This is a genomic window from Haloarcula sebkhae (genome assembly GCF_014647415.1).
GTDB lineage: Archaea > Halobacteriota > Halobacteria > Halobacteriales > Haloarculaceae > Haloarcula > Haloarcula sebkhae.
In genome coordinates, this window is record NZ_BMPD01000004.1 from 294170 (window position 1) to 306964 (window position 12795).

At 62.0% G+C, this 12795-nt stretch carries 10 protein-coding genes; 6 read left to right on the top strand and 4 right to left on the bottom strand.

The window, feature by feature from the left end; all coding sequences use genetic code 11:
• The first annotated feature begins 21 nt into the window (after window positions 1-21).
• A complete protein-coding gene (locus IEY38_RS13705; RefSeq protein ID WP_188978646.1) occupies window positions 22-402 on the top strand; it encodes a Rid family detoxifying hydrolase in 381 nt (126 codons plus the stop codon).
• A 21-nt stretch (window positions 403-423) separates the two neighbouring features.
• Here the strand turns inward: IEY38_RS13705 and IEY38_RS13710 are convergent, their stop codons facing one another.
• Complete coding sequence (locus IEY38_RS13710) at window positions 424-693, bottom strand: hypothetical protein (RefSeq protein ID WP_188978834.1); 270 nt, start codon at window positions 691-693, stop codon at window positions 424-426.
• Between the two features lie 167 nt (window positions 694-860).
• On the opposite strand from IEY38_RS13710, the gene IEY38_RS13715 reads away from it, so the two are divergent.
• Entirely contained in the window at window positions 861-2384 is a 1524-nt protein-coding gene (locus tag IEY38_RS13715; protein WP_188978648.1) for an NADH-ubiquinone oxidoreductase-F iron-sulfur binding region domain-containing protein, read from the top strand.
• Window positions 2381-5692 (top strand): formate dehydrogenase subunit alpha, encoded by a 3312-nt coding sequence (gene fdhF, locus IEY38_RS13720; protein ID WP_188978650.1) that lies wholly within the window; start codon window positions 2381-2383, stop codon window positions 5690-5692. The genes IEY38_RS13715 and fdhF overlap by 4 nt, the downstream gene beginning before the upstream one ends.
• A 240-nt stretch (window positions 5693-5932) precedes the next feature.
• Here the strand turns inward: fdhF and IEY38_RS13725 are convergent, their stop codons facing one another.
• Both IEY38_RS13725 and IEY38_RS13730 read right to left on the bottom strand, forming a co-directional pair.
• The gene (locus IEY38_RS13725; RefSeq protein WP_188978652.1) at window positions 5933-6664 is read right to left on the bottom strand and encodes a creatininase family protein; all 732 of its coding nucleotides are present in this window, start codon (window positions 6662-6664) and stop codon (window positions 5933-5935) included.
• 129 nt (window positions 6665-6793) lie between these two features.
• Window positions 6794-7645, bottom strand: a complete 852-nt coding sequence (locus tag IEY38_RS13730; RefSeq protein ID WP_188978654.1) for a CPBP family glutamic-type intramembrane protease — start codon at window positions 7643-7645, stop codon at window positions 6794-6796.
• 567 nt (window positions 7646-8212) lie between these two features.
• Between IEY38_RS13730 and IEY38_RS13735 the strand changes: the two genes are divergently transcribed.
• Both IEY38_RS13735 and IEY38_RS13740 read left to right on the top strand, forming a co-directional pair.
• Window positions 8213-9514: a S8 family serine peptidase gene (locus tag IEY38_RS13735; protein WP_188978656.1), complete on the top strand. Its 1302-nt coding sequence runs from the start codon at window positions 8213-8215 to the stop codon at window positions 9512-9514.
• A 64-nt stretch (window positions 9515-9578) separates the two neighbouring features.
• The gene (locus IEY38_RS13740; protein ID WP_188978658.1) at window positions 9579-10190 is read left to right on the top strand and encodes an ArsR/SmtB family transcription factor; all 612 of its coding nucleotides are present in this window, start codon (window positions 9579-9581) and stop codon (window positions 10188-10190) included.
• 193 nt (window positions 10191-10383) lie between these two features.
• Here the strand turns inward: IEY38_RS13740 and IEY38_RS13745 are convergent, their stop codons facing one another.
• Complete coding sequence (locus IEY38_RS13745; protein WP_326838515.1) at window positions 10384-12069, bottom strand: BGTF surface domain-containing protein; 1686 nt, start codon at window positions 12067-12069, stop codon at window positions 10384-10386.
• Between the two features lie 335 nt (window positions 12070-12404).
• Here IEY38_RS13745 and IEY38_RS13750 point away from each other — a divergent pair, with 335 nt between their 5' ends.
• Window positions 12405-12683, top strand: a complete 279-nt coding sequence (locus tag IEY38_RS13750) for a PRC-barrel domain-containing protein (RefSeq protein WP_170098562.1) — start codon at window positions 12405-12407, stop codon at window positions 12681-12683.
• Window positions 12684-12795: the final 112 nt, after the last annotated feature.

Here is a 12795-nt window from a genome sequence, read left to right on the forward strand (position 1 = left end):
CGAGGCTGGGTGACTTCGATCATGAAGCGCGTGATCGGCACCGATGAAGCTCCGGCCGCGGTCGGCGCGTACAGTCAGGCCACGTCGAACGGCGACCTCCTCATCACCGCCGGACAGCTCCCGCTAACGACAGACGGCGAGCTGCTCGACGACGAACCAGTCGCCGACCAGACGCGACAGTGTCTCCACAACGTCGAGGCGATTCTGGAGTCCGACGGGCTCTCGCTCGACGATGTGCTAAAGACGACTGTCTACCTCGACGACATCGACGACTTCGACGCGTTCAACGAGGCCTACAGCGAGTTCTTCGAAGCGGACCCACCGGCGCGGAGCGCCGTCGGCGTGGGTGCGGTCCCGAAAGGTGCAGCGGTCGAAATCGAAGCTATCGCCACCACCGACTAGCGAAGGCAGCCGTTCCGTCTCCTACCGTAGCTCCATCTGTTCGGCCCGCTCCGCAGCGAGGGCCGTCAATTCGTCGACGCTACTCTCCGAGCGGTCCGCGAGGACGCGGAGCAACATCCCGAGCTGTATCGCCGCTGCCTCACGGAGTTTGGCCGCCTCCTCCGTGTCGTTGCCGAAGTAGTACTCGTGGCGGCCGTCCTCGTGGATAATACCGGTGTACACCGAGCGCAAGTCGTCCTCAGTTATCGCGGCCGACGCCTCCCTCTTGACTTCCTCGAATCGTGGGTTCATCGTTTCGATTGTGGTAACGTCCCGCTGCCTCATTGTTTCGACGGAACGAGCCGGCCAGCGCTCACCCATCAGTACATAAATAAGTGATGTTTTGTGGGGTAGCGGATCCCACTGCAACCGGGACCACTCGGCCGGGATTTTTAATCGTTCAGCACGACGCACAGAGTATGCCACAGGAAACCACGGCCCTCGCTCATTCGACCGTCGTCCGGGTGTCGACGGACGGACGGTCACAGCGCGGGGACCGGGTCCGCTCCGCGGCACGGGCAGCGGCGGACTCAGTCCCGGTCGTCAGGACGGGGCCGACAGGCATCACAGCGACCACACCGCTGGTGATGATTACGAGTAACGGGCGGACAGCCTTCTACGGCGACCCGTCACCGGCGACCGTCCGTGACCTCGTCGACGAACTAGAAGCTGGGACAGTACCGACAGCCGACGCAGACGCCGTCGCTGAACACGACCCCGAGACGGCGTCGCTTCCCGTCCCGGAGCGCGGACCGCTCTCGATCGGTCGCCGCGACGTACTGGGTCCCTGCGGCTGGGTGGCCCCGCTCGAACCGGCCGACTGGTCGTTCGTCTCGCCCGAGCAGACTGCCGACGCTGCAGCAGCAGCCGGGCTGCTGGGCCGGGGCCGCGGGGACGCCGCCGCTGACGAACCGGTCGCCGAGACGTGGGAAACGGCCAGTACAACCGACGGTGACCCGGTGGTCGTCTGCAACGCCAACGACGCCACCGACCTCCCAACGGGCGACGACACGCTCCTCTCTGGCGCACCGATGGCAGTCCTCGACGGGATTGCGGCGGTCGCCGAGCACGTGGACGCCGGCGATGCTGTCATCTATGTGAGCGAGTCGCAGACAGACCTGCAAGCGGACCTTCGCAAGGCGATAGACGCAGCCGTCGACACCCTGCCGGTCGTGCCGCAACTGGTGGCCGGTCCGGACGAGTTCCGCGCCGGTGAACCGACGGCGGCGCTCGAAGCACTGGAGGGGGCCGACCGCATCGAGCCGCGACTCCAGCCGCCCGCACCGGCCAAACGTGGCCTGTACGGACGCCCGACAGTCATCCACACCCCGCGAACGTTCGCGCAGGTTCAGCGGGCCATCGCCGAGCCAGAAGGCATCGACGCTGATGCAGCGGACCCCGGAACACGAATCGTAACGGTCACTGGCGACGTTGCCAACCATGCGACCGTCGAACTCGGGTCCAGCGCAAGCCTCGCGGCGGTACGTGAGGCGGTCGAGATGGACGGGTCGTTCAAAATGGCCTGTGTTGGCGGCGTTCTCGGCGGTGTCACGCGCAGCCTCAACATGGCACCGACCGCCCAGTCGCTTCGAGCAGCCGGTCTCGGTACCGACGGCGTCGTCGAACTGTTCGACACCGACCGGTGTGCCGTCGAAACAGTCGGGAAGCGGGCCCGGTTCGCGTCGATGGAGAACAGCGGCCGATGCGTCCCCGGTCGCGAGGGGACGAAACAGCTCGCTGAACTCCTGCGCGACATATACGACGGCTCGTTCGAGAGCGACAAGATACGCGAACTGTCCCGGGTGATGCGTCAGTCGAGTAACTGCCAGACCGGCGCGCACGCGCCGCGGCCGGTGACCACAGCTATCGACGAGTTCGAACCCGAGTTCCGCGCCCACACTGACGGACACTGTCCAAGCGGTACCTGTACGGAGAAACTATGAGCACAGACAGATCGATTCCACGAGTTCCAGACCTGCACGACCCACAGCCCGAGACGCCAGTCACCCGCGAATTCGAGACCGGAACCGCTAACGACCCGGACGTGGGGACCGACACGGACGACCCGACAACGCTGACGGTTGACGGCGAGCGAGTCACAGTCGCCCCAGGATCGACAATCATCGACGCCTTGCAGGACCTTGACGACGATATCGTCAGCGTCGACCCCGGTGCCGAGGGCGTCGAAGACGACGCCGACGTACCGGCGCTGTGCTACTACGACCGCGACGGCGATTGTAGCGACGAGATCGGCCCGCGTAGTGAGTGTCGGACTTGCATGGTCGAGACCGAGAAACACGGCCTCGTCCCGTCGTGTTCGTTCCCCGCTGAAGACGGCCTATCCGTCTCGACGGACACGCCCGATGCTGAGGAGGCCCGCAGCGTCAACCTTGACCTCGTCCTCTCGAACCACAACCTCCGGTGTACCACCTGCAACGGCAACGGCCGCTGTGAACTGCAGGACGCCGCTATCAGCGAGGGCGTCGACCACCCCCGCTACGGCGTCTTCGACGAGCGCGACCAGTACGAACCCATCGACGACACCTCCTCGTTCATCCAGATCGACCGCAACAAGTGCATCCTCTGTAACCGCTGTGTCGACGCCTGCAACGACGTGCAGGTGGAAGGCGTCCTCCGAATCGAGGGCCACGGCGAGGACACTCGCATCGGTTTCCAGTCCGATGCCGAGACCATGCACGACTCGGAGTGTGTCTCCTGTGGCCACTGCGCTACCGTCTGCCCCACCGGCTCGCTGACCGAGAAAGGTATCGACGGCGCGGCGACGCTCCCGCTCCCGGGCTTTACACAGCGAAACTCCATCGGGAAAGTCATCGAACACGAGGACGCCGAGACCATCGACGACACCACCGCCCCGAATCGTGGCTTCGAACCCGACGACCCACGAGCGGCGAAGGGGAAGCAAGGCCTCGCCAGATTCGCGTCGCAAGCCAAGCGTCGGGCCGGCGACATCGCCAAAGACTACGGGAAGAAGGCGTTTCTCGCCGGCGAACACACCGCCGAGAGCATCGCGGCGAACACGATGCCCGAAGGCCGGCTGTTCGACATCGCCAGCGTAGTCAGTGACTACCGGCTCTCGAAGATCGACAAGCAGGAGACGACCTGCGGGTTCTGTGCCGTCGGCTGTCGGTTCGAGATGTGGGGCAAGGACGGCGACTCGCTCGGCGTCGTTCCAGTCGACGACCCCGACGACGCGCCCGCGAACAACTTCTCGACATGCGTGAAAGGGAAGTTCGGCCACGAGTTCGCCAACAGCGAACAGCGGATTACTGAACCGCTAATCCGCAACGACGACGGCGAACTCGAACCGACGACCTGGGACGAGGCGCTTGAGTATGTCGCCGAGCGCTTCACAGAGATTCAGGACGCCCACGGCATCGACTCGCTTGGCTGTCTCGCCTCTTCGAAGGGCAGTAACGAGGAGGCGTACCTCGTCCAGAAGTTCGCCCGTCAGGTGCTGGGCACGAAGAACATTGACAACTGCGCCCGGCTCTGTCACTCCTCGACGGTGGCGGCGCTCCAGCAGACGCTCGGCTACGGCGCGATGACTAACCGAATCAACGAGGACATCGGCGAAGCCGACGCCTACCTCATCAGCGGCTCCAACACGACGGAGTCACATCCGGTGCTTGCCACGCGGATCAAACAGAACGTCCGGGACGGAGCCGACCTCGTCGTGTTCGACCCGCGGAAGGTCGGCATCGCCGAACACGCCGACCAGTACACCCGGACCAACCCCGGCTACGACGTAGCCTGGCTTAACGGCCTGATCCGGTACATCATCAAGCACGACCTCTACGACGAGGCGTTCATCGAGCGCAACACGAAGAACTTCGAAGAAGTCAGGGAGAAGGTCCAGGCCTTCACGCCCGAGAAAGTCGAGGAACTGGCGGGCGTGTCGCCCGAAGAACTCGCCTCGGCCGCCGAGACGCTCGCCGAGGCTGACAGCGTCGTGTTCGGCTGGGCGATGGGCATGACCCAGCAGAGCCACGGCACGGAGAACCTCATCGCGATGGCCGACCTCGCGCTCGTCCTCGGGCAGGTCGGCAAGCCCGGTGCCGGCCTCTCGCCGTTCCGCGGGCAGAACAACGTCCAGGGCGGCGGTGGCGACATGGGGACGCTTCCGGGAAGCCTGCCGGGCTATCAGAACCCGGCAGACGACGAGGTCGGCGAGAAGTTCGCCGACGCGTGGGGCGAGCGACCGCCCGAGGAACCCGGACTCAAAGTGCCGGAGATGCTCGCCGAGGCCCACGCGGGGAACCTCCGCGGGATGTACGTCGTCGGCGAGAACCCGGCCCTTTCAGAGCCAGACATCCAGCACGCCGCCGAGGCCCTAGAAGATATGCAGTTCCTCGTCGTGCAGGACATCTTCATGACCGAGACGGCGGAGTACGCCGACGTAGTGCTCCCTGCGGCCACTTCGCCGGAGAAACACGGGACGTTCACCAACACCGAGCGACGCATCCAGCGGGTCCGCCCCACGTCCGAACCGCCGGGCAAGGCCCGCCAGGACTGGGAGATCACGCAGGCGTTGGCCCGTCGACTCGGCTACGACTGGGACTACGACCACCCGCGGGAAGTCATGGACGAAATCAACTCGCTCGCGCCCATCTACGGTGGCGTCACCTACGACCGGCTCGAATCCGGCGAGGAACACGGCCTCCAGTGGCCCTGCTGGGACGAGGACCACGATGGCACGCCGTACCTCTATGACTACGACGAGGGGAACTTCAACTTCGAGGACGGGAAGGCCCGCTTCGTTCCTGCCGACGGCGGACACCCCGGGGAAATTCCCGACGAAGAGTACCCGCTGACGCTCACCTCGGGGCGCGTGCTGTATCACTGGCACACGGGCCAGATCACCCGCCGCGTCGAGGGACTGATGAGCCACGTGGGCGAGAGCTTCGTCGAGGTCCATCCCGAGACGGCCGAGAAGCTCGGCATCGCCGATGAGGAGTACGTCCGCGTCGAATCACGGCGGGGCGATATCGTCGTCAAGGCGCAAGTGACAGAGCGCGTCGGCCCGGGGACGCTGTTCATTCCGATGCACTTCGCCGCCGGCGCGGTCAACAAACTCACCGGCGAGACCTTCGACCCGACCGCCGGCATCCCCGAGTACAAAGTGTCGAGCGTCCGCGTGGAAGTGCTGGGGCCGGAGACAGACGAACAGGTGCTCCGGACGCCAGACGCTGGTGGGAAACAAATCCGGAAACGAGGCGCTGGCGACGACTGAGTCGGCGCGGCCGCTTCCAGCCAGTACACGGAATCGCAAGCAGTGTCATAACAGATCCAGACAGTTACGTCATAGACAAGTATAAGTAGTTGTTATTTAGTCTTAACTCTCATCTTTGACTGTTGTTCAGCCCATTTCAAATCATATAAGTATTTTTACTGATGAAATAGACGCAAACAATCTCGAAAGGTAGTCAAATACTGTGGTTTCAATAGAAACTATCTGCTTTCGCCTCAACTCTCACTCACGAGGTCCAGCCGGTCGGTCAGCGATTTCATCAAGGAGGTCAACAAGCGACTCGGTCGCCAGCTCCAGCAGCGTCTCCCCGCGTTCGGCACTTCCCTCGCGTGGGTCGCCGACGACGCCGTTCTCGGTGAACTCGTCGGAATCGAACGCGAGATTGACACCGCTTTGCCACTCCCCCCAGCTGTCGCTGCCACCGTCAGCGGCCTCGTCCAGTCGGTCCTCGTGGACAGTCTCGGGGTTCGTGTGCTGGAGGAGCGAAGTCTCCAGCGGCCCGCCGTGGCCCATGTCGGCGCTGTGGTCGCCGACCGCGTTGAACCACGTGAACGGGACGGCGAAAGCCTCGTCGTGTCGGGTTATCGTGCCCGACACTTCACGCAACGCGTCGATATTGCCACCGTGGCCGTTGACCAGCACCACATGGTCCCAGCCGTGGCTGGCGAGACTACCGACGATGTCACGCACGTAGGACCGAAACGTCGATTCGGAGGTCCACAGCGTCCCGGAAAAGGCCCGATGCTCCTCGGCGACGCCGACAGGGACTGCCGGTGCGACGACGACAGGGTCGTCGTGGCGCTCGGCACCGCGTTCGGCGACTGCCTCAGCGTCGAGCGTGTCCGTTCCGAGCGGCGCGTGTGGCCCATGTTGCTCTGTGCTCCCAACGGGGAGCAGCGCCAGATTCGTCTCCACGTCCGCCATATCAGTCCAGGTTTCGGTCTGTAGATCCATGGGTACGTCTCTGTCCGAAGCGAAAATAAAGCCCAGTTTCTCTCCACCTGTCACCGTTGGTTGCCACTTAGCCACAGAATCGGACACGTACGTACGATCCGGCCCAAGCCTCACAGACAGAGAGAGTAGTCAGTCCCCGGCTGAGGCGTGGTTGTTACGTTGTGACCACATAAGCGGTGTCTCAACGGGTTCTACCACCCGAACGGTCAGGTAGACCAGCGTAACCATGATAGTGTATTCGAGCACGCTGACCACCAGATGTAGTTCAGATGGGACGGTCACCCTGACGAGGAACGGCGGGTGATTCATCGACGCATGGAACAGCGCGACGAGCCAGAGGTTCCCCGAGAGCGCGTACACACTCCCGTAGGCAAGACCCATGAGCGCCAGTCCGAGGAGCCTGACTGCCAGCCCGGAGCTAACGCCGTGCCCCGATGCGAGAAACCACCGCGGGAGATGAAACAGGGCGAACAGGACCGCGGCAAGGCTGATACCGGATAGCACTGCGCGACGAGTCGTCTCACCGGCCAACCGCGTGAATTTCTGCTGGAGGTACGTACGGAAGAGGAATTCTTCCGGGATCGCAGTGAACAGAAGTGAACTGAAAAGCGCCGCGAGATACAGCAGCGGGTGGGCAGCGGTTCTCGACAGCGAGGCTTCGAATCCGGAGATGCCACCCATCGCGAGAGCGACCGCAACAAGGTTGTACAGTCCCCAGAACACGGTGACCACCCCGATCACGGGGCCCAGTGTGCGAACAGACGGGAGCAGAGAACGCGGTGAGACGGTCTCTATTCTGAGCGTCCCAACCGTGAGTGCGACGAGGAAGACACCCCAGAGAATTCCCAGGACGGGCGGCGGCGATGCGCCGGGGGAGATGGTCACCAGTCCGGAGAGGACAACAATTACCAGGAGGTACGTTACAACGGGAACCAACGGCCCGCCGCTGAATCTCGGCAGGCCAATGTCAGGGCGCAACATCCAGTTGGAATCCGATGGGCGACCCAAAATTATCTTTCATCTCGCAGTCCGGTACAAACCCGTCGGCGGCGAGTACCGAGATGTGTGAGTTGGCTACAACCCAGATGCATTGAGATTTAAAACCAGTTTTTAGTCTTTGATAGTTTTAGTATGCTCCCGTCCGACGGTTCAAACGCCGGCGACCGCCTGAGACGGTTCCCGGCTGCCAGCGCCCCCCCCCATGTGCCGCCGGTTTCCCCGAATCGGAATCCATCCCGGTCCGGTTGTCCACACGACAACGGGCACAACCCGTCCTCCCCGTTGTCGATTGCTCGAATCAGAGTACGTTGGTCCGACAGTCGGATCTTGCCACACCACACAGACTGAAAGTAACGATGAAACGACGTGTCCGCTGGGTAGACTGTTCCTATGTGAATGTACGTGTGTCGGTTTTCACGGACGACGTATTCCGCGCTGCGTGTGCCCGAGTAGCCGAACATCTCGGTACAGCGTTCGATACTCACCCAGTGTTCGTTGAGAGCCCGTCGCTCTACGTTCCGGTGGTCGTATCGCGGCAGGTGGTCAACAGTGCGTGATCGGACTGTACTGTTACTGGCCGTCGTCGCAATCATGTTACTAACCGGTAGCATCGCACTCCTCGCAGTGACGGGGCCGACGGACCCCCGCTCGAATAGGGCCGATACCGCATCAGTCTCAGTGTCAGACGGATCAGCCGGCCGGTTCGAACGTCTCCACGCGGCCGGGGTTACAGGTTCGAACGTCTCGGTCGGCATCGTCGATCCGACCGGATTCGATACTGATTCGGAGATGATTGGCGGACAGATCACCGAAACACGAAGATTCGGCGGTGGGTCCGTAGACGACACCCGGGAAACACATGGAACCGCGACGGCCGCCGTCGTGTCACGGACCGCACCGGACGCCGCCCTCTATCTCGCCCGGGTCGACAGCGTCGACAGTTACAGACAGGCAGTCGACTGGCTAGTCCGGGAAAACGTCGACGTGATCGTCGCACCCGTTTCCTTCTACGGACAGCCGGGCGATGGAACCGGGCCAGTCGCCCGGAGTGCGACGCGAGCGACAGAGCGTGGGTCAGTGTTCGTCGCCCCAGCCGGGAATCTCGCACAATCCCACTGGTCAGGACAGTACACCACCGAAACCGTCCAAAACCGGACAATCGAGTTTACCAACAGGAGCAGGCAGAATTACATCCGGGGCGGGACCGAAATCGCGGTCTGGCTCTCGTGGGACCGGGGCCATACAGACGAGGAGTACACAGTCGAACTGTATCGAACGAACGGAACCGACTCCCGACTTGTCGCCCGCTCACAGCCCTATCGCGGTGACGATGTACCAAACGAGCGAATCGTTGCCGACGTCAGGCCCGGCGACTACTATCTCGTGATTCGTGGGCCCGCGTCGCCGACTAGTGCACGGTTACGGCTTGTCTCACCGACACACGACCTCCAGCACACATCAGCTCGAAACAGCATTGTCGCTCCAGGGACGGCCCGCGGAGTTATTACTGTCGGGGCATACAACAGCCGTGTCAAGCAGCTCGAACCGTTCAGTTCCCGTGGCCCGACAGTCGATGGACGGACCGGTGTTGACATCGTGGCCCCGGACAGGCAGTTCGCCGCTGCCGCACCTGACGGCTTCGTCGGCTCTTCGGCTGCAGTCCCGTACGTCGGTGGAACCGCGGCCCTGATGCTAGAGGCGAACGAGTCGCTATCGCCCCGCGAAACAGAACGCCTGCTGGAACAGACCACGAGAGACGTGGGGCGGCCGGGACTCAACAACGAGACCGGCCACGGGGCGGTCCGTCCAGTCCATGCAGTCCGGAGTGCACAGAACCGCACCGACGGTTAAATCTAGTTTTAAGCCAGCCACAGGGCTTTGATGGGTCCCGCATCATATATCCGACAGTGACGCTATGTCGAGTCTCATCGAAACGATACAAGAGCGGACCGGGACAGCGGACGAATCGCCGCGGGTACTCGATGTTGCGGAGAACGAAACCGACGACGTGCTCGATGCGCTCGCCTCGGACACCAGTCGGTCCCTGTTCCGTACGCTGTACGACGAGCCCGGAACGCCGTCCGAGATAGCGGACCGATGTGACACGTCGGTCCAGAACGTCCACTACCACGTTTCGAACCTCAAAGACGCAGACCTCATCGAACCGGTCGAGACGGTGTACTCCTCGAAGGGCAACGAGATGACCGTGTACGGCCCGGCGAGCGACCCAATTGTGCTGGTCGGCGACCACGACCTTGCGCCGCGCATCCAGCAATCGATGAGCAACGTTATTACGGGGATAGGACTCATCGGCTTTGCGAGTCTCTTCGTCCAGTGGGGCGCAGAGAGACTGGCGGACGCAACCGCCGGATCCGAGGTCTTGGCTCCTGCGAGTCCGCATGCAGGGCCAGTCAGTGGAACCAGCACGCTCGCATGGTTCGTGTTCGAAGTCGTCGAGCCGGGCGTGTTGTTTTTCTGTCTCTGCATCACCGTTCTCGGTATCGCTACGCTACTGACTGACGAGTGACTCTGGCGAACCGCTGTCATAGGAAGGACCGCTCTGCCGTGGCGATTTGAGGACAAAACCCACAGAACTTGGTCTCAGATCGCAACGTGACAGCCGTGGGTAAGGCAACGAGATCAGGTCTCAGACGGGGGTAGACCGATCGCCAAGCCCGAGATGGTTTCAAAAACCGTGCGTATAGCCCACTGTCGCGGCGTCAGTCCATCACGGACCGAAGACCGATGCCTACGCCAACGATGGCGAGCACCCCGCCGACAGCGAGAGCGCCGACACCAACCCCGAAGTCCCCAGCCTGTGACTGCTGCGCTGCCGGCGTTTCGCCGGTAACTGAATCGACATCGTTGGAAGACGAGTCTGTGGATGTGGGAGTCACATCTGTGATGCGCAACGAGCCGACCGTATCGGGCTGCCCCTCGGCCACCTCAGTCCCACGGTACAGCGACAGCTCGTAGGTGCCCGCAGCGAGTTGCGAATCGAGGGCGACCTCCGAACCGGATTCGACTGACACGGCATCGGCGTCCGCGGCGGTTTCGAGGGTGGGTTCGTCGTGGCCGGCCGCCGTGGTATCAAACAGGAGGGCGACACTATCATCGCCGTTCCCGTCATGGACGGTCGCATTGATCTCGTAGTTAACGTCCGGGCTCCCGATAGAAATGGTGGCCGCGTCAGCGGTCGCGAGAGCTATCTGAATTCGAGCAGTCTCTCCCTGCCGCCCTGTGACTACTGATTCCTCCAGCCCAAAGTCGGCCGACTCCCCAACCTCGAATTGCTCGCTTGTCGTCCCGTTGGCTTCGATGACGATCGTTCCGACAGTCGGTCTCCCGTCAGTCGACTGCCCATCGAACATGCGGTACGAGTACGTACCGGCGGCGAGCGTGGACGAGAGGTCCGGCTCCGATTCGGTCACGGTCAGCGAGTCATCGGGATCCGGCACTCTGAGCGTCGCTCCGTCCGTGCCGGCCACCGCAGTATCGAAGAGGACTGTCACCTCGCCGTCACCGTCATCGTCACTGACGGTCGCGTTGATCCGGTAGTTAGCCGCCTCGCTGCCAATGGAGAGCGTTTTGGTTCCTCCATCAGTCATTGAGACCGGAATTATTGTGGTGTCGCCCTGGGAGACCTCGACGACGTTTTCGCCATCATCAGTCGGTTCCGGGGTCACTATCTCAGGTACCGTATCAGTACAGTTTCCGTCACACGGGGCGATGGTCTCAGTACGTTCAAACAGTGTGTCGCCGTCAACATGAGCGGACAGTTCGTAGGATGTGTTCGCTGGGGGGCGCGACAGATCGAACTGGGCGACGAACGTCCCATTGGGCTGTACTATGACCTCACTTTGGTAAAGGAACGGGTTCGACGAGTTTTCTGAGATGATTTCGACCGTCATCTCCGTCCCGGGGTCCAGCGTGGTCTCTCCAGTGACCACCTGTTGTTCGTCGGCGTGCAGCGGGAGGCTGTCCTCTGAGACCGTAGCTTGCTGCTCCCCAGCGGCAGCCCCTTGGCTAGTACAGTTTCCGTCACACGGAGCGATGGTCTCAGTACGGTTAAACACCATATCGCCGTCGGCATAGCCGGACAGGTTGTAGGATGTGTTCGCTGGCTGGCGCGACAGATCGAACTGGGCGACGAACGTCCCATTGGGCTGTACTATGGGTTCCCTTCGGTAAACGAACGGGTTCGACGAGTTCTCTGACACGATTGTGACTATCATCTCCGTCCCCGGTTCCAGTGTGGTTTCCCCCTTGACCACCTGTTGTTGGTCGGCGTGCAGCGGGAGGCTGTCCTCTGAGACCGTGGCTTGCTGCTCCGCAGCGGCAAGCCCCGGACCCGTCGCCGCTGCGGCGATAAGCACTGCGGCCAGTGCCACCGACCGAACGCTCACAGAATCACCTCCTGTGGTGCGGGCAACTGTCCGTGCGTTTGAGAGCGATGCTGCCAACAATACCGCGTCGCAGATGGAGGGCAATTCGCTGGCATACAGTCAGCGGTTACGCTGGGACTGAAAAAGCACCAGCGATAGGTTAAAGCCGTCTTGAACCCGGTAATGCTGATCCGATCAATGTGCCGGCAAGTCCGTCATAATGTACCGGTTATATCTGTGACACCGTTTCGGCGGCGACCACATGGCATCCACGTACGCACCCGCTTTGTAGTAAGAGACGATATACCACAGGAAGATGCAGTAATTTTATGGTAATTTCGGGATTATTGACCAGTATGCGAACGGTCCTCGCAAACCAGCTCTCCAACGTCCGGGTCGTGAGTACCGATGGCCGCGAAGTCGGCACACTGCAAAACATTACGATCGATACAGCGACGGGCGAACTTCAGACAATTGTCATTAGCAGCGAGGTTCAGGAAATATTCGGCGTTGAGCGGGATTCCGACGGCGACATTCGATTGCCGGCGTCCCTCATCGAATCGATGCGGGACCACCTGACCATTCAGCCGCCTGCAGAACAGAGTGTTACAGGCGGCGATACTGTGGATTCATAGGTAACCCGTCGGGTGTTCAAACGGGCCGGTCAGGATGCAATTGCTAGCTGTGCGTTTGCAGCGGCAGAGTTCGGTTCTGCCGCGATGATAAGTCGTCATTCTTTTGAAAGTA

Excerpts from the sequence above, each read along its gene's own strand:
- IEY38_RS13705 (WP_188978646.1), top strand. The coding sequence starts at position 22 with ATGAAGCGCGTGATCGGCACCGATGAAGCTCCGGCCGCGGTCGGCGCG.
- IEY38_RS13710 (WP_188978834.1), bottom strand. The coding sequence starts at position 693 with ATGAACCCACGATTCGAGGAAGTCAAGAGGGAGGCGTCGGCCGCGATA.
- IEY38_RS13715 (WP_188978648.1), top strand. The coding sequence starts at position 861 with ATGCCACAGGAAACCACGGCCCTCGCTCATTCGACCGTCGTCCGGGTG.
- fdhF (WP_188978650.1), top strand. The coding sequence starts at position 2,381 with ATGAGCACAGACAGATCGATTCCACGAGTTCCAGACCTGCACGACCCA.
- IEY38_RS13725 (WP_188978652.1), bottom strand. The coding sequence starts at position 6,664 with ATGGATCTACAGACCGAAACCTGGACTGATATGGCGGACGTGGAGACG.
- IEY38_RS13730 (WP_188978654.1), bottom strand. The coding sequence starts at position 7,645 with ATGTTGCGCCCTGACATTGGCCTGCCGAGATTCAGCGGCGGGCCGTTG.
- IEY38_RS13740 (WP_188978658.1), top strand. The coding sequence starts at position 9,579 with ATGTCGAGTCTCATCGAAACGATACAAGAGCGGACCGGGACAGCGGAC.
- IEY38_RS13750 (WP_170098562.1), top strand. The coding sequence starts at position 12,405 with ATGCGAACGGTCCTCGCAAACCAGCTCTCCAACGTCCGGGTCGTGAGT.